The sequence below is a fragment of the Absiella sp. AM09-50 genome (assembly GCF_003433845.1).
In the GTDB taxonomy this organism is placed as follows: Bacteria; Bacillota_I; Bacilli_A; order Erysipelotrichales; family Erysipelotrichaceae; genus Hoskinsella; species Hoskinsella hominis.
In genome coordinates this window covers 35,720-58,485 of the sequence record NZ_QVFI01000002.1, presented here as the reverse complement: position 1 = coordinate 58,485, position 22,766 = coordinate 35,720, and the positions used below count along the sequence as shown (strand labels likewise).

Sequence of the window (22,766 nt, the reverse complement as noted above, 5' to 3'; positions counted from 1 at the left end):
TAGGAAACTATAGGAGGTAAGATCATGATTACTGCACAGATGGTAAAAGAACTGCGTGAAAAAACAGGCGCAGGTATGATGGACTGTAAAAAAGCTTTAACTGAATGTGATGGAGATATGGCTAAATCAATCGACTGGCTGCGTGAAAAAGGTATCGCAAAAGCAGCTAAGAAGAGTGATCGTATCGCTGCTGAAGGTTTAACTCGTGTTGCTGTTGAAGGCAATACAGGTATTGTATTTGAAGTTAACTCAGAAACTGACTTCGTTGCGAAAAACGAACAGTTCCTTGCTTTATTAGATACAGTAAGAGATGTATTATTAACTGAAAAACCAGCTGATTTAGATGCTGCTTTAGCATGCACAGTAAATGGTGAAACAGTTGCTGATATTATCACAACTGCAACAGCTACAATCGGAGAAAAAATTACACTTCGTCGTTTCGCTGTTGTTGAAAAAGCTGATGATGAATTCTTCGGTGCTTACATGCACATGGGTGGAAAAATTTCTGCACTTGTTGTATTAAAAGGTAAAGAAGATGCAAAAGTTGCTAAGGATATTGCTATGCAGGTAGCAAGTATGAATCCTCAGTACGTGTCACGTAATGACATGCCAGCTGAAGTTGTTGAACACGAAAGAAAAGTTCAGACTGAAATCGTTAAGAACGATGAAAAACTAGCTAGCAAACCTGAAAAGGTATTGGCTGGTATCATCGAAGGTAAAGTTAGCAAGAACCTGAAAGATTCTTGTTTAGTTGAACAGGAATTCTTCTTGAATCCTGATCAGAAAGTTGGACAGTACCTGAAAGAATCAGGCGTTGAAGTACCTAGCTTTGTACGTTACGCTGTAGGTGAAGGTATTGAAAAACGTGAAGATAACTTTGCTGAAGAAGTAATGAGTCAGGCATTTGGTAAATAGGACACACATCGTGTCCTTTTTTTGAGGAAAAGATGTAACTTTCTCTTTTCTTTTGTAAGCTTTTTCTTTATAATAAAGAATAGAGGATAAAATCCGGAAGGTTAATAAAAAAGGTGGATGAATATGTACAAAAGAGTGTTATTGAAATTGAGTGGAGAAGCACTTTCTTCTCCTGGAAATTCTTTCGATCCCCAGATTTTAAAATCACTGGCACAGGAATTGAAAGAAGTTCACGAATTAGGGGTTGACCTTGCTATCGTAGTAGGCGGCGGTAACTTCATTCGTGGCAAAATGGCAGAAACTATGGGCATTGAACGTGTACAGGCAGATTATATGGGTATGCTTGCTACTGTTATCAATGCGCTGGCTGTTCAGAGTGCTTTGGAGCAGGAAGGTGTTCCTACGCGTGTTCAGACTGCAATTGAAATGCAGAAAGTTGCTGAACCATTTATCGTTCGTAGAGCAATTCGTCATTTAGAGAAAAATCGTGTGGTTATTTTTGGCGCAGGTACAGGTAACCCATATTTCTCAACAGATACAACAGCAGCACTTCGCGCAAGTGAAATCAAGGCTGATGTAATCCTGATGGCGAAAAACGGAGTAGATGGTGTTTACAATGCGGACCCTAAGACGAATCCGGATGCAGTAAAATACGATTCACTTACATATATGGATCTGATTCAGGAAGGTCTTGCAGTCATGGATACAACTGCAACAAGTATGTGTATGGATAACGATATTGACCTTGTTGTATTCAATATGAATGAACATGGCAATATCTTAAAAGCAGTAAAAGGTGATATCACTGGTACTGTGATTTCTAAAGAAAGGAACTAAATTTATGGAAAATGTAATCGAAGTAATGAATCATAAAATGGAAAAAGCTGTTTCTGCATTAGAAGAAAACCTAAAGACCCTTCGTACAGGTGTTGCAAATGCATCTTTGTTAGATCATGTACATTTTGACTATTATGGAAGTCCTACACCAATCAATCAGGTTGCTAGTATCAAGGTTGTAGAAGGTAGACAATTGATGATCAAACCTTATGATAAATCATCATTAAAAGACATCGAACGTGCAATTTCAACAAGTGATGTTGGTCTTGTGCCACAAAACGATGGAGATGTTATCCGTTTGAATGTACCTTCTTTAACAGAAGAAAGACGTAAAGAACTGGCAAAACATGCTGGAAAATATGGCGAAGAAGCAAAAATTGCTATTCGTAATGTACGTCGTGAAGGTATGGAAGCAATTAAGAAAGATAAAGAATTAACAGAAGATGATAAGAAGGAAATGGAAAAGGATATCCAGAAAGTTACAGATAAGTTTGTAAAAACTGTGGATGCTGCTGTTTCTGCAAAAGAAGCAGAAATCATGAAAGTATAATTACTTTTTCATTCTGATATTTGTAAAATTATATGGGAAAAGGACATTTGATTGAGAAATGTCCTTTTTTATACGTTTTCGCATGGTTTTGCGTATAGAAATAGATTGTTTTATGGTATAATACAAGGGAATATTTATGTATATAGGAAAGTTTAGGAGGAGCGCTGTTATGGAAGAAAGAATTATCCCGCAGCATATCGCCATCATCATGGATGGAAATGGAAGATGGGCAAAGAAAAGAGGACTGCCAAGAACTGCAGGGCATAAGCAGGGGGCAGAAACAATACGTAAGATTGCGATTGCTTGTAACGATTTAGGTGTAAAGGCACTTACATGTTATGCATTTTCTACTGAGAACTGGAAACGTCCAGAGGATGAAGTAGATTATTTATGTAAATTACCAAAGATGTTTTTTAATCGTTATATTAAAGATTTAAAAGCCAAAAATATTCGTGTAACATTTATAGGCGAACTGGAGCGTTTTCCAAAAGAAACACAGAAAGTTATTTTGGATGCGGTGGAACAAACAAGTATGAATACAGGATTAAATCTGTGTATCGCTATTAACTATGGCTCACGTCGTGAAATTACATTAGCAGCAAGAAAATTTGCACAAGATGTAATCGATGGCAAAGCTGATATTCATATCGATGAAGAAGCGTTTGGCACGTATATGATGAGTGAAGGCATGCCAGAGCTAGATTTAATGATTCGTACAAGTGGGGAACTTAGAATCAGTAACTTCTTATTATGGCAGCTTGCTTATGCAGAATTGATTTTTACACCTGTTGCATGGCCTGATTTTGATGAAGGGGAACTGAATAAGGCAATTGATGAATTTAATCATCGACAAAGAAGATTTGGAGGGCTGTAGTATGAAAACCAGAATTTTGACAGCACTGCTGATTCTGGCATGTGTCATTCCTCCTTTGCTGTTAGGTGGTATCTGGATCAATTTATTGATTGCATTTATTATCATCGCTGGTGGTTTGGAATTATTAAATCTAACTGAGCATAAAGGCAGCTGGCCTTTTATCATCAAACCATTTGCTATGCTGTGTGTGTTTGTATTATCATATGGCAATCAAAAATTATCGGTTGCATTGTTGGGAATCTTTGTATTGGTATTTTTATCGATTCCAGTGTTTACTGATACATTTCATGCAAAAGATGGGTTTCTTTGTATCAGCTATATCACGTTCTTTTATATGATTGCTAAATCATTCATGCATATTTATGACATGAATCGTATGTATGTATGGCTGATTATTGTCGCAACTTATGTTTGTGATACAGGGGCTTATTTCTGTGGAAGATTCTTAGGAAAGCATAAACTGAATGAACGTATTTCCCCTAAGAAAACATGGGAAGGAGCTATTGGCGGATGGATCTTTGGAGCAGCCTTATCGTTTGCATTTGCCTATTTTCTGATTCCGGATATGAGCATGAATCACATATTACTTGCCAGTGTTGTGATGCCAATTACCGGGCAAATCGGAGATTTAGCTTTCAGTGCAATCAAACGCTGTTTTAAAATCAAAGATTTCAGTGATTTATTGCCAGGTCATGGCGGTGTACTTGACCGTGTAGATTCTCTTGTCTTTAATTTTATATGTTTTGACTTTATATTGGTGGTGTTATCATTATGAAAAAAATAGTATTACTAGGAGCAACTGGCTCCATTGGAACACAGACAATTGATGTTGTGAACCATCATAGAAACGAATTTTCTATCATAGGATTAAGTGCTGGGCATAATATGAAAAAGCTGTCTGAGTTATTAGAAGTATGTCCTGATGTTAAATATGTATGTGTTGCCCGCAAGGCAGATATGGAAGAAATGCAGAAAATGTATCCATCCCTTACGTTCTTCTGCGAAGATAAAGGGCTGGAGGAATTAGCAAGTCTTTCTGATTATGATATCTTTGTGAATGCGATTGTCGGATTTCGTGGTTTATTGCCAACACTTTCTGCGATAAAAAATCAAAAAGTGATCGCTCTTGCGAATAAAGAGTCCTTAGTGGCAGGCGGACCACTTGTAAAAGCGGCATTAAAAAAATACAATGTACCATTATATCCAATTGACAGTGAACATTCTGCGATTTTCCAGTGTTTACAGGGAAGCCATGCAGATGAAGTAGATAAATTAATCATTACCGCTAGCGGTGGCAGTTTTCGTGATAAAACAAGAGAAGAATTAAAAGATGTTACTGTGGCACAAGCGCTGAAACATCCTAATTGGAATATGGGTGGTAGAATCACAATCGATAGTGCAACTATGATGAATAAAGGCTTTGAAGTGATAGAAGCACATTATTTATTTGATGTTCCATACGATGATATTGATGTGCTTGTTCATCGTGAAAGTGTTATCCATTCCATGGTACAGTTTCATGACCATGCAATCATTGCACAATTAGGAACAGCGGATATGCGCTTGCCCATACAGTATGCATTATCATATCCAGATCGTTTAGAAATGCATAATGCAGAAAAATTTGATTTTATGAAATATCCTGCTTTGCATTTTGAGGCAGCCAATACCAAACGTTACCCATTACTTGGATTAGCATTTGAAGTTGGTAGAAAAGGGGGAAATCTTGGCGCAGTTATGAATGGCGCAGATGAAGAAGCTGTCGCATTGTTCTTGCAGGAAAAGATTTCATTCCTTGACATTGAAACATATGTTATTCGTGCAGTAGAAGCTGCTGTATATATTGAACATCCTACATTACAGGATCTGATTGATGCGGATCACTTCGGACGTGCATTCGTAAAAGACACATGGAAAGGAGTGGTCGAATGAGTATAATGACAGTTATTTATTTTGTATTAATTCTAAGTGTCATCATCATTATTCATGAGCTTGGACATTTAATTGCCGCAAAACATTTTGGCGTATATTGTAAAGAGTTTAGTATTGGCATGGGGCCAATGATTTATCAAAAACAGGTTGGAGAAACAGCATGGTCTGTTCGCGCATTACCAATTGGCGGTTATGTAGCGATGGCTGGTGAAACTTTAGAAGATGATGGAGAAGACGAGGAAGATATTCCATTTGAAAGAACCATCAATGGCATCAAGCCATGGAAACAGATTATTGTTATGGCTGCCGGAGCGATTATGAATATTCTTTTGGCCTGGGTAATTTTTGTGGGAATCACAGCTTATCAGGGACAGATTGCAATTCCAGGAAGCCCTGTTATCACTAGCTTTTCAGAAAACAGTCCTGCAGAAAAAGCCGGTTTTAAAGTGAATGATGAAATCATCAAAGTGCAAAACGGTACACATAGTGAAAAAGTAGACGAATTTGATGATGTTGTGGAATTTATTAATTACTTTCAGGGAGAAACTACATTTACTGTACTACGTGATGGTAAAGAAGTAGAAGTCAAGATGACACCAGTGTTAGATGAAGAAGAAAACATCTATAAAATGGGCGTATATCATGATAATTATGATGTAAAAAAGATCAATCTTTTAGAAGCGATTCCTTATGGTACACAAAAAATGGTAGATAGTGTTTCTACAATTCTTAATTCATTAGGAAAACTTATTCAGGGCATTGGATTGAAAAATCTGAGTGGTCCTGTGGGTATCTTTAAGATGACAGATCAGATTACACAAACAGGCTTTTTAACAACCATGGCATTTGTTGGTTTATTATCAGTCAACGTAGGTATCTTTAACTTATTACCAATTCCTATTTTGGATGGTGGCAGAATCTTTATCACATTGATTGAAATGCTGATTGGAAGAAAACTAAGCGAACGTGTACAAAATGTGATCATGACAATTGGATTGGTAGCTATTGTCGCGTTGATGTTATATGCAACATGGAATGATATTACTAGATTATTTTAAAAAAAGACGATGAGAATTCGTCTTTTTTAATATAATTCATATAGTCTGCTTTGTGTTTCTTCAGATTGATAGTTGTGATATTGATCGATATGAATACCGTTTTCATCTGCCAGATTGAAAATCTTGTTATCACGCTTTAATTTATCATCAATATCTTTACATACATCATTTGTACTGCACTGGAAGAATATTGCCGGCTTCTCTTTTTTCTTTTCTTTTTCCAACAACGCTTTGATTTTTGATTCATCATAATTTGTAAAATAAGCATTCTGTTGATAGAAATAAGAATCTTCCACAGCTGTTGTTTCTTCATATTTTTCTTTAGGCTGATACAGCTGCAACATCTGTTCAGAATTCATTGTCATAAAATTATAACGCCAGCGCTGATCAATTTCTTCATCACTAATATCCCCATTGGTCGCATCTAAATAATAGTAATGATCATTTAATTTTATCATATTCCATGCATGCTCCTCATCAGCATAAGTTGTTTTACCCCATAAATAGGTACAGGGGATACCAGCTTTATTTAAAAGATACTGCATGCTTTTCGCATAACCTGCGCAAACACTGGAACGATAAAGAAATACACTTAAGATTGTTTGATTATGCACGCTGTTTTCATTATAAGAGGTTTCATCAATTAAATAATCATATATATACCGTACTTTTTCAAAGTCGTTAGAAAGTTTTGCGACATGATCCATAATTGGCTGTGTGATCTCATCTAACTGTTTCTCATATGCTCGGATTTCCTCATTTGTGAATGTCTTACTGGCATAGATTTCAAAGGTCTGTGCACTTTCTGTATAGGTGACTTCACTGCCATCCTCCCAAAAAAGCTCCGGATGATCGCTTAACACATAATTGTATATTTTAAATAGCGTGTCTTTGTCTTTTGCTTCTATACCATAAGATTCATCACGCTTGCTTATATGATAATAAATCAAATCATATATTTTTGTGTCACTATCATTTAACTGATCACGATAATATGTAAATCCCTGGTATTGACTGGAATAGTTGCTTGCTTCTTCCACATGCCCCTTGGTAGCGGCACTACAGGAGCATAGAAGGAATAGACATAACGCCAGGTTAAGTATTTTCTTCATAACATCCCTCAATTTCTATGTTTAGTATAACAGAAACATCCAAAAAATAACACTGTTAAATGATAATCTAAAAAAAGAAGACCAGTTTTATCTGATCTGAAAGTGAATAAATAAAAAATCGATCTATTGATCGATCATTTATGCAGCAATTTCGTTGATTGCTTTAGCCAGACGTGATTTCTGTCTTGTTGCGTAGTTCTTGTGGTGAATACCTTTCGCAACAGCTTTATCTAATTTACTGCTTGCTACACTGTAAGCAGCTTTTGCAGCTTCAACATCTTTTGCTTCGATAGCAGCTAATACGTTTTTGATTGCTGTTCTTAAAGCAGATTTCTGAGAACTTACAGCCAAGTTTCTTTTGTTATTAGTTAATACACGTTTTTTCTGTGATTGGATCTGTGGCATGATTGCACCTCCTAATTTCAATTGCCAGTAAATTATAACAAAAACATTCAGAAAAAGCAATATAAAGGCGAAAAAAAGACATACTATACGCATGAGGTGAATAATATGATAGAAAAATATACATTAAGAAGTGATTTTGCTGACGAAATCATCACATTGAATACCAAACAAGATGCCTATGAGCATGTTGAAAAACAAAATGAACATATCCGCAGCAATTATATAAAAGTTTTAAAAGAGGATAATGAATTACACAAAGCCATAGGGGAATATGTATCGATAGAGTTTCATGATTTAGATGATCATATCGTAAGAGAAAATGCGATTGAAGCAATCGTGGATAACCTGAAAATTATGGAGCAGCATCTTAAAAGAAAACCAGAAAAAATCCTGATTGTAGGCTTGGGCAATCGTATGATCACAAGTGATGCACTGGGGCCTATGGCCGCAAATGAAGTGTTGGTAACGGCACATTTATACGCAAATGAGAAAAAAGCATATTTAAAAGGAACCCGCAATACTGCAATATTGACACCTGGTGTAATGGGACAGACCGGTTTGGAATCCATGCAGATTGTAAAAAGTGTTGCACAAAGTTATCAACCCGATTTAATTATCGCCATTGATGCTCTTGCTACCAGAAATATAGCACGAATTAATCGGGTTGTACAAATCAATAATACTGGCATACAGCCAGGAAGTGGCGTAGGAAATCATCGGATGGCATTAAATGAGGCGTCTTTACATGTTCCCGTCATCGCCATTGGAGTTGCGACGGTCACCAGTGTTGGCGCAATTTTAAAGGAAGCACTTGATGAGGCGGAAATTGACAAAGAACGTGTTTTTTCTTATTTATACGATCAAAAACGACTGGATCTGGTAGTGACACCAAAATCTATGGATGATGAATTAAAACAATTAGTTTATATCGTATCACAAAGTATCAATCGGTTTATTCACCCTGATTTTATGAATTTATAATTTTAAAATTATCATAAAATATATTACATAAAAGGACATGAAAGTCCTTTTTTTCTCATAAACTTTATTATGGGAGGGATGATATGAAAGCAACCTGGAAAATTTTAATCAAGCTTGTATTGATTGGGTGTATTTTTTATATCACACCATTTTATGATACTTGTATACAAATGCTTGGACAAACCAATATCAAAACATTTGCTTATGAACAAAAAACCATTGATCCATCCATATCCATCAAAGATGAATTAAACGTAATGTCATCACATCAAGTAAAAAAAGCAGAAAAAGATGATGTGATCAAAGTAGAAACAACACAAGAAAATCCTGTTGTTGTGCCCACACCGAAAAGTGAAGAAACAAAGAAACAGAAAACTGTCTATATTTATGATACACATCAAAAAGAAGACTATGCAGATGGCAAAGGCGTAATGGATGCAGCAGCTGATTTAGGCAAACATCTGGAGGAAAAAGGTATAAAGGTCGTATTAGAAACACATAGCTTTCAGAACTATATGGATGCACATGGAATGAATTATAATCAATCCTATCTTGTATCTAATAAATATCTTCAGGATGCACTGGTGAATTATGGCGGTTTTGATTTATGTATAGACTTACACCGTGACAGTGTTCCAAGAAGTGCTGCTGTATTAGAAGCAAATGGAAAGACTTATGCGAAAGCCATGATGGTTGTTGGAAGTCTTGCGACCTATCATGATTCCAGTGCTAAAATATCTTCGACTTTAACTGACATAATGAATAAGAAAGTAAATGGTATTATGAAAGGCGTAATGACAAGGGAGGCGTATTATAATCAACAGGTCGCAAATGGTATTGTCTTAATTGAAGTAGGCGCAGAAGTAAACAGTTTTAAGGAAATCACCAATACCACAAAGGTACTGGCAGATAGTATTTATGATATGTTAATGAAAGGAGAATCATAATGAAACGATTTCTTGCGGATGCTGTTTTAATATTTGTTTTGATAACCATTGGCAATTATGTCAAGGAGCAGGAGCATACACAATCTAGTGTTACAATCGAGCAAAAAGTAAGTGACTTTGAAGATGATATCGCACAAAAGCATACCATCAAACAACAAGTAGAAACAGGTTCTTTAAATGAAATAAAAGAAAACAAAGCAAGTGCGCTTGCGAAAAGCACGAGCGAATTTGTCGTCGATGCCATCCATTCTTCAGTTACTGCAGTTTCTAATATCTTTGATAGTATTTTTGCCTGAGGTTTGCTATAATAACCAATAGAGGTGAGTGAATATGAAAACATGCAGAATATTATTTATGGGAACACCGGATATCGCGGTTTCCATGTTGAATAGAATAATAGCAGATGGCTATGATGTGATTGGCGTTGTAACTCAGCCGGATAAACAGGCAGGAAGAAAAAAAGAACTGAAGATGCCTGAGGTAAAACAACGTGCTATAGAAGCAAACATTCCTGTTTATCAGCCAATCAAAATTAAAGATGCAGTGGATGAATTGATGCAGCTGGATATTGATTTGATTGTCACATGTGCATATGGTCAGTTTATACCATCCAAATTATTAGAATATCCAACATATGGCAGTATCAATGTACATGCTTCCTTATTGCCAAAACTTCGCGGAGGTGCACCTATTCATAAAGCAATCATCAACGGAGATAAGCAGACAGGAATGTCCATCATGCGTATGGTAAAGGCTATGGATGCAGGTCCTGTCATGGCACAATGTGTAGTGGATATTGATGAAATGGATACAACGGGTATCTTGTATGATAAATTAGCAAAAGCAGGTGCGAAACTGCTTAGTGAAAGTATTCCAAAATTAATCGATGGAACTGCAGAATTTGGTGAGCAGGATGAAAGCCAGGCAAGCTTTGCCTACACCATCAGCAAGGAAGAAGAATGGATCGATTTTGATCAAGACGTACAGCGTGTGTATAATCATATCCGTGGATTGATTCCAAATCCTACAGGATATGCTTTACTGGATGGCAAAAAAGTGAAATTCCATAAAGTTAGAATGCGTAAAGATGACAAGGTACATACACCAGGTGAAATTGAAGGCATGATAGAAAATGGCTATGCAATTTCTGCACAGAATGGCTATATTTTAGTAGATGAAATTCAAATGGAAGGAAAAGCCAAAACCGATGCGAAATCCTTCTATAATGGAAGTGGGAAACAGCTGATCCATAAAATTTTTAATGGTAAGTAGAAGACAGAGGATTCTGTCTTTTTCTATATAATATCTATTGAAGATATAAAATTTAAAACTTGGATTTATCCAAAAACAGGGCTGAATTTAAACAAAACAAATTCATGCAGTTTTTATGAATCATTCAATTATCAGATACGAAGATTCCTTTATTTTTTTCTATGCAAGAAATTTAGTTTCTGCTATAATAGTCGGGTATGAGGAGTGATAGCTATGAATCAACAACATATTCGTAACTTTTCCATTATTGCACACATCGATCATGGAAAATCAACGCTGGCAGACCGTATCCTTGAAATAACAGATACAGTGGAACAGCGTGAAATGAAAGAACAGCTATTGGATACCATGGATCTTGAAAGAGAACGTGGGATTACGATAAAATTAAATGCAGTACAGTTAAAATATACTGCAAAAGATGGACAGGACTATATCTTCCATTTGATCGATACACCGGGTCATGTGGACTTTACATATGAAGTATCCCGTTCTTTAGCAGCTTGTGAAGGCGCAGTTTTGGTAGTTGATGCTGCACAGGGAATTGAAGCGCAGACACTTGCAAATGTTTATCTGGCATTAGATAATGACTTGGAAATTATTCCTGTCATCAATAAAATAGATTTACCAAGTGCACAGCCAGATGTTGTGAAAAAAGAAATAGAAGATGTCATTGGCTTGGATGCAAGTGAGGCACCTTTGATTTCAGCGAAAAACGGGTTGAATATACAGGATGTTTTAGAAGCAGTGGTAAAAAATGTACCGGCACCACATGGAAATCCAAAAGCCCCTTTACAGGCACTTGTTTTTGATTCTTTATATGATGCGTATCGTGGTGTTATCGCATTTGTACGTGTAAAAGAAGGCGAAATCCGTGTGGGTGATAAAATTCGTTTTATGGCGACAGATGCTGAATATGAGGTGTTAGAAGTTGGTATCCGTACACCAAAAGAAGTGAAAAAAGATATGCTGGAATGTGGTGAAGTAGGATGGCTTTGTGCTTCTATTAAGTCTATTAAAGATGTACGTGTCGGTGATACGATTACCCATGCACAACGACCAGCAGATGCTCCATTACATGGTTATCGTGAAATGAATCCGATGGTATATTGTGGATTGTATCCTATTGATTCTGCAAAATATAATGATTTAAGAGATGCACTTGAAAAATTACAGCTGAATGATGCCTCTTTACAATTTGAAGCAGAAACATCACAGGCGTTAGGATTTGGCTTTCGCTGTGGATTTTTAGGTTTATTACATATGGATGTCGTACAGGAACGTATTGAACGTGAATATAAAATAGATCTGATTGCGACTGCGCCAAGTGTTGTATACCATGCATACTTAACAGATGGCAGCATGATGGCAATTGATAATCCAAGTATGTTGCCGGATGTTCAAAAAATCGATCATATTGAAGAACCTTTTGTGAAAGCAAGTATCATGACGCCAAACGATTATGTTGGGGCAATTATGGAACTGTGCCAAAGAAAACGTGGTAACTATAAAGATATGATATATATAGATGAAGGACGAATGAATGTCATTTATGAATTGCCATTGGGTGAAATCGTATTTGATTTCTTTGATAAATTAAAATCCTGTACGAAGGGATATGCTTCATTCGATTATGAATTGATTGGATATCAGACCAATAAACTTGCGAAAATGGATATCCTGTTAAATGGAGATATCGTCGATGCATTAAGCAGTATCGTTCATCGTGATTTTGCTTATCCTAGAGGTAGAGCAATTTGTGAAAAATTGAAAACACTGATTCCAAAACAACAATTTGAGATACCTATCCAGGCAGCTATCAATGGGAAAATCGTGGCGCGTGCAGATATAAAATCTTTGCGTAAAAACGTCCTAGCGAAATGTTATGGTGGAGATATTTCACGTAAGAAAAAACTGTTGGAGAAACAAAAAGAAGGTAAGAAACGTATGAAATCCGTAGGTAGCGTAGAAGTACCACAGGAAGCTTTCATGGCGGTTTTATCTATGGATGATGAGAATTAAAAAGTATAATTTTTATGGTATTTTTACAAACTTGTACTTTTTCATGGTATTTTGTAACTTTTAGTTGAAATCCTGTTCTGACATGCTATCATTACAAGTAGCATTTATCAAAAAATGGTTAATATTGAACAGGAGCTGGTCAATTTGATTAAGGTATTTCTATGTGTAAGTGATTTTGATGTCATCAAAAATATGATGGATTATGAAAATGATAACAGTAAAATAAAAATTGTAGGCATATCAACAACGGTAATGGAGCATTTAAAAGGCCTGGAAGAATTAGATGTGGATGTGTTTGTATTACAATATACATTGGATAAAAAGAAATCAAATGATTTATTGGAATATGTATTATTGAATAAACGGGAATGGCGGGTATTGCCACTGTTTCAGGAGCTTGACAGTGAAGTGATCCATTTGCTTTTACAATATGGACTTCAGAATTTTCTGGTTAAGCCATTCAGCTTTCCACAACTGCTAGCGGCAATTGAAAATGAGCAGCTGCAGCAACAGACACTGGCTGCAGCTACTACAGTAGAATCAATGGCTAGTGAAATTATGCTATCCTTAGGTCTGCCAGCTCATTTAGATGGATTTGGATATATTCAAACAAGTGCTGTCTATGTTGCAAAGAATATGGATGTCATGCACTTACATATGAAGAATGTCTATCAGCAAACTGCAAAAGCACATCACTCCACAGCCGCAAGGGTTGAAAAGTGTATACGAACGGCCATTGCTTTTGCTTATCGTAATCAGCCAGAAAAAATTTGTATCAATAACTGTAAACCAACCAATACGCAGATTATTTCCTATATTAGTGAAAAATTAAAATTGTTTGGAAACTCATGAGGTGTGTTATGTGTAAAAGTGCTTATCTACATGTTCCATTCTGTAAAGATATTTGTGCATATTGTGATTTTACTAGATGCCGATATCATGCAGGACTTGCTGAAAAATGGCTAAAGGCCATTGAAAAAGAAATCAAACAGAAATTAAAAGGTGTCACTTTGGATACCTTTTATATTGGTGGGGGAACACCCAGTGCTTTGACATATCATCAATTGTCAAGATTGCTGGTGATGTTAAAACCATATACTAGAACATGTGAAGAATTTACAATGGAAGCGAATGTCGATAGTCTGGATATTGAAAAAATACAATTGTGTAAAGAAAACTATATCAATCGTATATCCTTAGGGGTACAAAGCCTTCAGCCAGAGCTTTTAAAGATGATAAAAAGAAATCATAACAAAGAAGACATCTTAAGATGTATAAAAGAACTGCATTCAATAGGTATAGATAATATATCAATTGATTTGATTTATGGTCTGCCAAATCAAACCATGCAGATGTGGAAGGATGATTTAAAAGATATCGTTGAACATTTTGATATTCAGCATATCTCTTTGTATGCCTTGACGATTGAAGAACACAGTGAATTTGGACGATTACATATAAAAAATATCGATGAAGATATAGAAGCAGATATGTATGAGTATGCTGTTGCATATTTAAAACAAAATGGTTTTGAGCATTATGAAATCAGTAATTTTGCGAAAGCTGGAAAATATTCTAAACATAATATGGCATATTGGGATTATGATGATTTTATTGGTATTGGTATGGGGGCAAGTGGGAAGCAACAACATCAGCGTTATGATAACACGAAAAATATGCAAACATATTTTGAAAAAGGTGCATCCCCAACCATAATACAATTAAATAAATCAGATGAAATGTTTGAAAATATCATGATGTCTTTACGTACAAAAAAAGGGTTGAATATTCATCAGTTTGAAAAACGCTATGAAATATCATTTTTGAAACAATATCATAAAGAATTAAAACCGTTGTTAGATCAACACCTGTTAGAACACAGCGATGGTTATATACATGCGACAGAACAGGGGATGGAAATTTTAAATGAGATCCTTTTAAAGTTTCTTCCAGATGAATGATGCAGGTAGATAAAAAGTGTTTGTAAAACAAATAAAAGAATATTCGTTCAAAAATATAAAAAAAGTTTAAAAAAGGTATTGTAATTTCTGAAAAGATTGGTTATAATATCTAAGCACTTGCCCGAGTGGTGAAACTGGTAGACGCAACGGACTCAAAATCCGTCGGTAGCGATACCGTGCCGGTTCGAGTCCGGCCTCGGGCACCATGTTAAAATAAAAGCCTTGTTTAAAGGCTTTTTTTGTGTTTATTTGAAATTTGGCAAAAATTTGGCAAAGATTTTTATTGTTCAGCGTTTAATTTTATCGATAGCTCATCAAGTTTATTGATCATATTTTGCTGAGCCTCTTGAAATAAGTGACCGTATGTTTCATTTACCATTTCAACAGTATGCCCTAGACGTTTTGCGATTTCAAATGGATTAAACCCCATGTTGATTAATAATGATACATGAGAATGGCGAAAATCGTGTATTCTTATTTGTTTTACTTGAGCTTGTTCACACCATTTGTTTTTTCTAGTTCTAATTGCATTTTCATCTAAATGTTTATCAAAATTGAATACTAATTTATTATCGTCATATCCAATTGTCATTTTATGAATGTTTTTAAGCTGTTCTAAAGCCTTTAAACACATTTCTGGTACCAAAATATTACGATAACTGTTATTCGTCTTAGGAGCGGTTGTTTGGCGCGTGTGTTTGGAATATGATTTGTTTATTCTTATTGATTTGTTTTTTAAATCAATGTCTTTCCAGGTAAGCGCTAAAGTTTCTCCTAAACGTGTTCCGCACCAATACAAAACGTTAAATAATGCAAAATACGGTAATTCATCAACAACATGTATAAATTTTATAAATTCTTCTGGTGTGAAAAAATCCATTTCTTTTTTTATTTCTCCAGCTCTTTTTATGATAGGAAAAGAAATTAATCTATTATCGGTAAAATAATTGTGATTAAATGCATATCTCATAACAGCTTTAAATTGAGTTTGAATAGATTCCAAATAACGGTTAGAATAGTATTCATCATTATTATTTTTCTTTGACAACAAAGACTTTTGAAATTTTTCAATTTGCTGAATTGTTATTTTTTTTATATTTTTATCTCCCCAATAAGGAAGAATCCAACTTTTGATTAGATATTCCATATCGTTGAATGATCTGTCTTTTATCGTTCCTTTTTTTGTTTCTTTATACAGTTCATAAATTTCATTAAACGTTATATTCGTAGTTACTTCATTTTTTGCTTTGAGCAAAAAGTTTCTTTCCCATTCTTTGGCTTCTTCTAATGTTTTGAAACCTCGTTTATGATAATGTTGGGGTGTACCATTGATATCCACATAACTACCTACACATCTATAAGTAACTTTTTTAACAAGCTTATCTTTGTTACGTTTACTTTTTACCATTCTTTCATCTTTAAATATTGACATTGCACTTTACCTCCATTTTTGCTAAAATGTAGGTACAACAAAAAAGAATGTCCGTGGTGGGATTTTCTCCTTGTTGTACTAAGTTGATGTTAGCGCATCAACTCTACTTCAACCCCTTACTGTTAGCGCAGTAGGGGGTGTTTTTTATTTAATCTTTTTCGTTTTCATACCATTTGCACATATTATAAAGAGATTCATAATTTGTATTTAATTTTTCAATTGAATCAATAATCTCGGAACCTGATTTTAAAGCAGATGTTTTATCTACTTCATCACAATCACTTAATGGTTTTTCCGTATCAATATTTATAGCACATTCGCCATACACAGATACAGCTACTAATTTATCATCCATTAATCCAACATTAAATCCTGCATTATCATCAGTGTTAGATGTGTAAATGGACATGTGTTCTTCATCAAAAATGATTTTTAAATCTCCAACAATATTTAATACACCATTTTCATAATTGAACTTATAACCTTTGTCAATAAGTGAATCATATACCTCATTAGGATCACTTATTTTATTTGAATTTGTTTTACTTGAACACCCTCCAATCCCTAAAACTATGAGTGCACATATGAGTGCTGTAAATAACTTTTTCATCCCTTTTTACCTCCAAGTAAGTTATCTATGTAAACATCTTTTTTTGATGCGTTTACTAATATAAATCAAAAGCATATTCTTCACTATAATAATTTCTAAAATCTTTTATAATATCATGAACTTCATTTTCACATTGCTGTCGATCACATTCTGTACATGTGAAATGATTTTGCAATATATGGATGAGCTCATGAATTGTTGTCTTTCTTTGTTGCATGTTTGAAAACCTTGTACTGATAATAATGTGAAATTCTTCTCCGTCGTAATATGTGAATCCTCTATTTTTACAAGTCAAAGTATCAGTAATATACAATTTAATACAATGTTCTTGGCAAATATAAGAGAATTCATCATCGTTGTCTAGCAATACTTGTTCTACCATGTTATTCTAATCCTTTTGATTTCCTAATACCTTGTACCAATATCAGTACAGGTTCCAAATCTTCTGGTGTTAAATCTGCGGCGCTGTCCATTAATATCTGCAAAGAATCATTATTGCTTACAGATTTAAATGTCTGCCATAAATCTTCTCTACCTTTTGAACATAGATATTCTTCAATTTCATTATCAGGACCAAAAGGGGATTTGGTTGACATTAGTTTGTTCCTTGTCATTTCATCACTAATACCCATTAACCAAGTTTCACTAACGTCTAAAGCATCTGCTATTTTAGAAATATTGTCTTGTTTTGCTTTATATTTTCCACTTAAATATTGGCTTATTGTAGACTTTCCAATTTTTGTTTTATTTACTAAATCTTGCTGAGACATATTTTTCATCGATAAAGCAAGTCTTAGACGATCTGCAAATTCATTTTCCATTTCTATATATCCTCCTATGAATTCATATTATACCTAGGTTCGTAAAATGTCAACTCATAAAATTATAAAATTCGCAAATAGGAACAAAAAGTATTGACATGATGTATTTTAGGGTGTATTATGTCGTTGTTCGCAAATAGGAACTGAAAGGAGATGATTAATTGAATTATGTTTATGATTACTCTCGATTCAGGGGAGATATAAAGGCAAAGTTCAAAACTGAATGTAATTTTTCACGTGCAATGGGATTTACTTCTCAAAATTCTTTAAGTGACAGGTTTAATGGTAAAGTTGCATGGAGACAAGATGAAATGAAAAAAGCATGTGAATTACTTGAACAGCCACTTGAAATGGTAAAAACTTATTTTTTTACCTATGTAGTTCGTAAATAGGAACTGAAGGAAAACCACCATGAATCTAAAAAGATTTAGAGCGTCATTAAGGCTTAATCAAAAGCAAATGGCGGAAAAAATTGGAGTATCGGCTTCGTATTATTATAAAGTCGAAAGTGGAATGCGATATCCAAGTTTCTGTTTTCTTCAAAAACTAAAAATCGCATTTCCAAAAGCGAATGTTGATGAATTGTTCTTTTAAAAAAATCTCATCGGTACCGTTAATACCAATGAGATCATACGCAAATACATAACCTTGCATTTCATTATGCAAAACACAAGGCTAAGGCTATGCTTGTTTACTCTTACTGTATTGCACCGTTTGAACGGATAGTGGCATAATCACTATTTCTTAGGACAGTACATCACTTAAGTGGTCATAGCACCACGGTAAAACAAAAAATGCCCTTTAGTCGATGTATCAAGAGAATCTGTAAAAATTTGAAGCGTGCGTTTTTTATGGCTAGACTTCTCTGTCTATTTGCGTTTATTTATAGCAATTTCTCTATTGCTCCTCTCGTTAAGAGAACAGGGCAAAATCAAAAGTTTGGTTAACATAACCACACTCCAATCTTGCCATTAGGCAATTAGATTTTAACACAATTCGGAAATTCATTCAATGAAGAAAGGAGTTAAGGAATGGAAGATAACAAAGAAAAGGCTCCAAGTGATGTGGAAGATCACAAGGAACCAGATGAAGCGATTAAGGTAACTATCCATATCAAATGTGAAGATACAGAAACAATCAAAGAAATTTATTTATCTTCATCAGAAATTAAGAAATCACAAGTAGCCAATGCATACGTAAATGAAATTAAAAAAATCTCTAACACAGAGGTTGACAGTGCATTAGAGAAATTTTCTAAATTACATGACAATCAAATTTGTACAAAATGTGGTAATGCAAATCATCGAGCAAATGCATTATATTGTCACAAATGTGGTAAAAAACTCTAAAATGGAAGATCGTTTTCTTTTACATATTTTTTCACTAAAAATGAACTTTTACTTCCACATCTATCGCAATATGCGAAATTATCAGGTAGAGCGTTTTCGACTTTACTGTTTGTACATTCTTGGTTTGTGCAAAGATTTGGCTCATCAAGTTTACATCCACAAGAGTAACAATATTGGGCGCCTTCTCTATGCTTTTCGATAGAACAATTATAACACTTCATAACAACACCCCCTTTCTAATACTAAATTTTACCAATTTAGATAAGAGAGGTCAAACACAACAGAAAGGAGAAAACATGAACGAACTACAGATTATCGAATACTCAAATCAAAGAGTATTGACAACACAACAGTTAGCTGAGGTTTATGAAACATCAGTTGACAATATCAAAATGAATTTCAAAAATCACAAAGATAGATTTATTGAAGGTAAACATTATTATCTATTAAAAGGAGATAACTTGAAAGCATTTAAGAACAGAGTAAATGATATTTACCTTGTTGGAAAGAATGCAAATCAACTTATTCTTTGGACTGAAAAAGGTGCTGATCGTCATTGTAAAATCTTGGACACCGATAAAGCGTGGGAACAATTTGATAACTTAGAAGATACATATTTCAAGGTCAAAGAAATGTTCGATATACCAAAATCATTGCCAGAAGCACTTAGAAAACTAGCAGATGAAGTTGAATTGACCGCAAAACTACAGTTAGAAAACAAAATCAAAGACCAACAAATCGGAGAATTACAACCTAAAGCTGATTATTGTGATTTGATTTTAAAAAGTAAAAGTCTTTGTACTATCAACGCAATTGCAAAAGATTACGGGATGAGCGCAGTAACAATGAACAAAAAGCTTCATGAACTTGGTGTCCAGTACAAGCAAGGCGGTATTTGGCTTTTATATCACAAATATCAATCTAAAGGATATACGCAGTCAGAAACTATCGAGTTTAATCACACAGACGGTAGGCCAGATACAAGGATGCATACCAAGTGGACACAAAAAGGCAGATTGTTCTTATATGAGTTATTAAAGGCGCACGATATTTTACCAATGATTGAGCGTGACGAAAATGGATAAATATTTGAATATCGAACGTGAGCAAATCATTATGAAAATTTATCTTAGCCAAACAGACATCAGAAATTTTATGAGATGTGGATGGAAAAAAGCAAAGATTATGTTTGATAAGGCTTGGAAGATGTGCGAAGTAGACGGAAAAATAAATGTTGATGGAAAAATTTATTACAAATATCTACTTGATATTCTGAAAATTCAAGAATCTGAAATACACCGAATGGCCAAAATCGAAAGACAAATAAAAATGTCGCTCCCATCCGACCAAGGCGAAGCGACAAAGTGACTTTGAAAAGAAGTCAAACAAATTGTAAACCAAGGAAAGGAGTTTTGCAAGATGCCTGATGATGAAAAAATAATCATATATGACTATATTTATGATGCTGTGAAAAAAGCTGTTAATGTTAATGCTCAAATGCACGATAGTTGCCATAAAATATCAGAATTAATTAACGTAGAATTACCATGCCTAATTAACCGTATTTTATTAACTGCTAAATATGGATGTAATTGTAACGAAGAAACTATGAATGCAATCAGAGACAATTTAAAAAAAATATCCAACGACATGATAGATATGGCGTTAGATAAAGATATGAAAAAGGAGTGATTAAATGAACAGCTACACGAAAGAACCAGATTTAAAATTACCACTTATCATAGCTTGCACTTTAGCCGCCAGTTTAATGCTTACATGCGCCATGCTACTTATCACAAACAAATGGCAAGGCGATATCGTGCAAAGTAATACGCAAGAATTACACGCAACACAGACAGAATTAAGCAGTGCTAGAAAAGATATTGCTCTATTATCAGAACAAGTGTCAAAGTTAAAAAATGAAGTCTCAAAACTGCCAAAATGAATATCTTGTGGGGATTTTAAAATCACGTATTACTGGATCGGCGAAGATGAATACAATGACACTATTGCAAGTCCATGTGACGGGAAGCATAAGGCGATTGCAGGACATACAATTGCTGTGGATACCAATATCATACCCTATGGCACACGAGTGATGATAAATAACCACATTTATACCGCAGAGGATTGCGGTGGAGCAGTGAAAGGAAACGTTATAGACATCTACACCACCACGCCTAAAGATGTCACATATAACACAGAAGTATTTGTATTAATGAAGTAGAAAGGTACAACAGGAGGAAAACAGAATGGAAATAGAAGTGTTTTGGAAGAAGTTCATGAATCAGGAAGTGTTTGTACACACACCAACACAGGAACAATTTGATATGTTCAAAAAATTATGTAATGAAAGAGAAATTGCAACTGAATTTAAGGAACTTGATATCGGTATTAAATTTAAGCATTGCAAAGAAAAGACTGTTTTAATATTTAATAGAGTTGGTAATGATCCATTTAAATTCGTAGTTTTTTATTTATTAGGTTATGAAGAGTTTGTGCAATTTGCTAATATTGATAACTTAGATAATGAAGATTCACTAAAGGTTGTTGAGTTTATTGATGTATTTAGTTCCAATTACAATGCTAAAATCGTTTGCACAAATCCAAAAGCATCGAAAGTGTTTGAAAAAGGCAAGGTTTATGATGTAGTGAATGGATTTATCTATCACAAAGGTAAACTAATCATGCAGCCACGTGTTTTTGAAAATTTTGAAGAATTGCATGACCATGCAATCGCAGATTTTGTGGAGTTAATTGATGAATAACGAAGTTTTAGATAACCTTGATTTCCAACAAGAAAAACAAGCAGAAATGCTACAGGATGTAGATAGATGTGCAATCTGTGGAATGCAATTTAAATCAAATGACATGGTATACAAAAGACATGACGGAGAATTGGTACATGAGCGATGTATGTTAGATTTTATCAGTGATAATGCATTGGAATATTCGGAATACACCGAATATCTTAGAGATAAGCAAAGTATAGAGGAAATATTCTAATGAATTTATATGAAAACACTGATAAATACATCTGTCATAAGTACAAAGACCGTGACGAATGGAAGTCAATGAGAATCAAGGGGGTAGGGGGTAGTGATGCAAGTACATTAGTTGGCATGAACCCTTGGAAAACAAATTCCACCCTTTGGAAAGAAAAGAAAGGCATTTTAATACCTGAAGATATATCTGATAAGCCTTATGTAAAATACGGAACTATCGCAGAGCAATATTTAAGAGAATTATTTGCTTTAGACTACCCACAGTATGAAGTGCAATATGTTGATAATGTCACGTTACAGTCCATTGAATATCCATGGATGTTATACAGTCCTGATGGTTTGCTTTATGACAAAGAAACAGGACAACGAGGCATTTTAGAAATCAAGACAACAAATATCTTGCAGTCAATGCAAAGGGAAAAATGGAAAGACCGTATCCCAGATAATTATTACTGTCAAGTGCTTCATGGATTGAATGTAACTGGGTTTGATTTTGTCATATTAAAAGCACAACTTAAAACCGAATGGCAAGATGGTACTGTGAAGTTAGACACAAGACATTACAAAATAACAAGAGAAGAAATATTAGATGATCTAAACTGGCTTCTCACAAATGAAAAAGAACAATGGGAAAAATATTACATTGGTAATAACGAGCCGCCTACATTGTTACCAGAAATATAGGA

At 34.6% G+C, this 22,766-nt stretch carries 32 protein-coding genes and 1 tRNA gene; 26 read left to right on the top strand and 7 right to left on the bottom strand.

The annotated features are described in order from the left end of the window. Positions 1–24: 24 nt before the first annotated feature. The 7 genes from tsf (at position 25) to rseP (ending at position 6,166) form a co-directional block, all read left to right on the top strand. Complete coding sequence (gene tsf / locus DW114_RS02730; protein ID WP_117452181.1) at positions 25–915, top strand: translation elongation factor Ts; 891 nt, start codon at positions 25–27, stop codon at positions 913–915. Positions 916–1,038: 123 nt separating this feature from the next. Next, positions 1,039–1,752: a UMP kinase gene (gene pyrH, locus DW114_RS02725; protein WP_117452179.1), complete on the top strand. Its 714-nt coding sequence runs from the start codon at positions 1,039–1,041 to the stop codon at positions 1,750–1,752. Positions 1,753–1,756: 4 nt separating this feature from the next. Then, positions 1,757–2,302, top strand: coding sequence for a ribosome recycling factor (gene frr, locus DW114_RS02720; RefSeq protein WP_117452177.1), 546 nt, complete (start codon positions 1,757–1,759; stop codon positions 2,300–2,302). Between the two features lie 169 nt (positions 2,303–2,471). Continuing rightward, positions 2,472–3,176 carry an isoprenyl transferase gene (locus DW114_RS02715; RefSeq protein WP_117452175.1) on the top strand — a complete coding sequence of 235 codons (705 nt, stop codon included), beginning with the start codon at positions 2,472–2,474 and terminating at the stop codon, positions 3,174–3,176. 1 nt (position 3,177) lies between these two features. Next, positions 3,178–3,951, top strand: coding sequence for a phosphatidate cytidylyltransferase (locus DW114_RS02710; protein ID WP_117452173.1), 774 nt, complete (start codon positions 3,178–3,180; stop codon positions 3,949–3,951). Beyond that, positions 3,948–5,108 carry a 1-deoxy-D-xylulose-5-phosphate reductoisomerase gene (dxr, locus tag DW114_RS02705; protein ID WP_117452171.1) on the top strand — a complete coding sequence of 387 codons (1,161 nt, stop codon included), beginning with the start codon at positions 3,948–3,950 and terminating at the stop codon, positions 5,106–5,108. Before DW114_RS02710 ends, dxr begins: the two co-directional genes overlap by 4 nt. After that, positions 5,105–6,166: an RIP metalloprotease RseP gene (gene rseP, locus DW114_RS02700; protein WP_117452169.1), complete on the top strand. Its 1,062-nt coding sequence runs from the start codon at positions 5,105–5,107 to the stop codon at positions 6,164–6,166. The genes dxr and rseP overlap by 4 nt, the downstream gene beginning before the upstream one ends. A 26-nt stretch (positions 6,167–6,192) precedes the next feature. On the opposite strand, the gene DW114_RS02695 is transcribed toward rseP, so the two are convergent. Next, the gene (locus DW114_RS02695) at positions 6,193–7,278 is read right to left on the bottom strand and encodes a transglutaminase domain-containing protein (RefSeq protein ID WP_117452167.1); all 1,086 of its coding nucleotides are present in this window, start codon (positions 7,276–7,278) and stop codon (positions 6,193–6,195) included. 138 nt (positions 7,279–7,416) lie between these two features. After that, positions 7,417–7,683, bottom strand: coding sequence for a 30S ribosomal protein S20 (gene rpsT / locus DW114_RS02690; protein WP_117452165.1), 267 nt, complete (start codon positions 7,681–7,683; stop codon positions 7,417–7,419). Positions 7,684–7,788: 105 nt separating this feature from the next. Here rpsT and gpr point away from each other — a divergent pair, with 105 nt between their 5' ends. From gpr to DW114_RS02650, 8 genes are all read left to right on the top strand, one after another. After that, positions 7,789–8,664 carry a GPR endopeptidase gene (gpr, locus tag DW114_RS02685; protein ID WP_117452163.1) on the top strand — a complete coding sequence of 292 codons (876 nt, stop codon included), beginning with the start codon at positions 7,789–7,791 and terminating at the stop codon, positions 8,662–8,664. Between the two features lie 83 nt (positions 8,665–8,747). Then, positions 8,748–9,611 (top strand): stage II sporulation protein P, encoded by an 864-nt coding sequence (gene spoIIP, locus DW114_RS02680; protein WP_117452161.1) that lies wholly within the window; start codon positions 8,748–8,750, stop codon positions 9,609–9,611. Next, on the top strand, positions 9,611–9,907 hold the full coding sequence (locus DW114_RS02675) for a hypothetical protein (protein ID WP_117452159.1): 297 nt from the start codon (positions 9,611–9,613) through the stop codon (positions 9,905–9,907). Before spoIIP ends, DW114_RS02675 begins: the two co-directional genes overlap by 1 nt. 34 nt (positions 9,908–9,941) lie before the next feature. Then, on the top strand, positions 9,942–10,883 hold the full coding sequence (gene fmt, locus DW114_RS02670) for a methionyl-tRNA formyltransferase (protein ID WP_207732775.1): 942 nt from the start codon (positions 9,942–9,944) through the stop codon (positions 10,881–10,883). Positions 10,884–11,096: 213 nt separating this feature from the next. Continuing rightward, positions 11,097–12,902, top strand: a complete 1,806-nt coding sequence (gene lepA, locus DW114_RS02665; protein WP_117452157.1) for a translation elongation factor 4 — start codon at positions 11,097–11,099, stop codon at positions 12,900–12,902. Between the two features lie 144 nt (positions 12,903–13,046). Beyond that, positions 13,047–13,754, top strand: coding sequence for a sporulation initiation factor Spo0A C-terminal domain-containing protein (locus tag DW114_RS02660; RefSeq protein WP_158552164.1), 708 nt, complete (start codon positions 13,047–13,049; stop codon positions 13,752–13,754). Positions 13,755–13,762: 8 nt separating this feature from the next. Beyond that, positions 13,763–14,863, top strand: a complete 1,101-nt coding sequence (gene hemW, locus DW114_RS02655) for a radical SAM family heme chaperone HemW (RefSeq protein WP_117452152.1) — start codon at positions 13,763–13,765, stop codon at positions 14,861–14,863. A 119-nt stretch (positions 14,864–14,982) separates the two neighbouring features. Continuing rightward, positions 14,983–15,069: transfer RNA gene (locus tag DW114_RS02650), tRNA-Leu, on the top strand. A gap of 74 nt (positions 15,070–15,143) precedes the next feature. On the opposite strand, the gene DW114_RS02645 is transcribed toward DW114_RS02650, so the two are convergent. The 4 genes from DW114_RS02645 to DW114_RS02630 form a co-directional block, all read right to left on the bottom strand. Continuing rightward, entirely contained in the window at positions 15,144–16,295 is a 1,152-nt protein-coding gene (locus DW114_RS02645; RefSeq protein ID WP_117452150.1) for a site-specific integrase, read from the bottom strand. A 148-nt stretch (positions 16,296–16,443) separates the two neighbouring features. Then, positions 16,444–16,905, bottom strand: a complete 462-nt coding sequence (locus DW114_RS02640) for a hypothetical protein (RefSeq protein WP_117452148.1) — start codon at positions 16,903–16,905, stop codon at positions 16,444–16,446. A 55-nt stretch (positions 16,906–16,960) separates the two neighbouring features. Beyond that, positions 16,961–17,287: a hypothetical protein gene (locus DW114_RS02635; protein WP_117452146.1), complete on the bottom strand. Its 327-nt coding sequence runs from the start codon at positions 17,285–17,287 to the stop codon at positions 16,961–16,963. Position 17,288: 1 nt separating this feature from the next. Further along, on the bottom strand, positions 17,289–17,726 hold the full coding sequence (locus DW114_RS02630) for a helix-turn-helix domain-containing protein (RefSeq protein WP_117452144.1): 438 nt from the start codon (positions 17,724–17,726) through the stop codon (positions 17,289–17,291). A gap of 161 nt (positions 17,727–17,887) precedes the next feature. On the opposite strand from DW114_RS02630, the gene DW114_RS02625 reads away from it, so the two are divergent. The 3 genes from DW114_RS02625 to DW114_RS02615 all read left to right on the top strand — a co-directional run bounded on the left by DW114_RS02625 (position 17,888) and on the right by DW114_RS02615 (position 19,075). Further along, complete coding sequence (locus tag DW114_RS02625; protein WP_117452142.1) at positions 17,888–18,118, top strand: DUF739 family protein; 231 nt, start codon at positions 17,888–17,890, stop codon at positions 18,116–18,118. 19 nt (positions 18,119–18,137) lie between these two features. Continuing rightward, a complete protein-coding gene (locus DW114_RS02620) occupies positions 18,138–18,320 on the top strand; it encodes a helix-turn-helix domain-containing protein (protein WP_117452140.1) in 183 nt (60 codons plus the stop codon). Positions 18,321–18,757: 437 nt separating this feature from the next. Beyond that, positions 18,758–19,075, top strand: coding sequence for a hypothetical protein (locus tag DW114_RS02615; RefSeq protein ID WP_117452138.1), 318 nt, complete (start codon positions 18,758–18,760; stop codon positions 19,073–19,075). Here DW114_RS02615 and DW114_RS02610 read toward each other — a convergent pair. Continuing rightward, entirely contained in the window at positions 19,072–19,296 is a 225-nt protein-coding gene (locus tag DW114_RS02610; protein ID WP_117452136.1) for a hypothetical protein, read from the bottom strand. The genes DW114_RS02615 and DW114_RS02610 overlap by 4 nt on opposite strands. 75 nt (positions 19,297–19,371) lie before the next feature. Between DW114_RS02610 and DW114_RS02605 the strand changes: the two genes are divergently transcribed. From DW114_RS02605 to DW114_RS02570, 8 genes are all read left to right on the top strand, one after another. Next, a complete protein-coding gene (locus tag DW114_RS02605; RefSeq protein ID WP_117452134.1) occupies positions 19,372–20,160 on the top strand; it encodes a phage antirepressor KilAC domain-containing protein in 789 nt (262 codons plus the stop codon). Next, on the top strand, positions 20,153–20,443 hold the full coding sequence (locus DW114_RS02600; protein WP_117452132.1) for a hypothetical protein: 291 nt from the start codon (positions 20,153–20,155) through the stop codon (positions 20,441–20,443). Before DW114_RS02605 ends, DW114_RS02600 begins: the two co-directional genes overlap by 8 nt. Before the next feature lie 51 nt (positions 20,444–20,494). Further along, positions 20,495–20,767 carry a hypothetical protein gene (locus DW114_RS02595; RefSeq protein ID WP_117452130.1) on the top strand — a complete coding sequence of 91 codons (273 nt, stop codon included), beginning with the start codon at positions 20,495–20,497 and terminating at the stop codon, positions 20,765–20,767. A gap of 4 nt (positions 20,768–20,771) precedes the next feature. Next, the gene (locus DW114_RS02590) at positions 20,772–21,020 is read left to right on the top strand and encodes a hypothetical protein (protein WP_117452128.1); all 249 of its coding nucleotides are present in this window, start codon (positions 20,772–20,774) and stop codon (positions 21,018–21,020) included. 117 nt (positions 21,021–21,137) lie between these two features. Continuing rightward, positions 21,138–21,302 (top strand): 3D domain-containing protein, encoded by a 165-nt coding sequence (locus DW114_RS22150; protein ID WP_256437705.1) that lies wholly within the window; start codon positions 21,138–21,140, stop codon positions 21,300–21,302. Positions 21,303–21,327: 25 nt separating this feature from the next. After that, on the top strand, positions 21,328–21,843 hold the full coding sequence (locus tag DW114_RS02580; RefSeq protein ID WP_117452124.1) for a hypothetical protein: 516 nt from the start codon (positions 21,328–21,330) through the stop codon (positions 21,841–21,843). Then, positions 21,836–22,081: a hypothetical protein gene (locus DW114_RS02575; RefSeq protein ID WP_117452122.1), complete on the top strand. Its 246-nt coding sequence runs from the start codon at positions 21,836–21,838 to the stop codon at positions 22,079–22,081. The genes DW114_RS02580 and DW114_RS02575 overlap by 8 nt, the downstream gene beginning before the upstream one ends. Then, positions 22,081–22,764: a YqaJ viral recombinase family protein gene (locus tag DW114_RS02570; RefSeq protein WP_117452120.1), complete on the top strand. Its 684-nt coding sequence runs from the start codon at positions 22,081–22,083 to the stop codon at positions 22,762–22,764. Before DW114_RS02575 ends, DW114_RS02570 begins: the two co-directional genes overlap by 1 nt. Positions 22,765–22,766 lie beyond the last annotated feature (2 nt).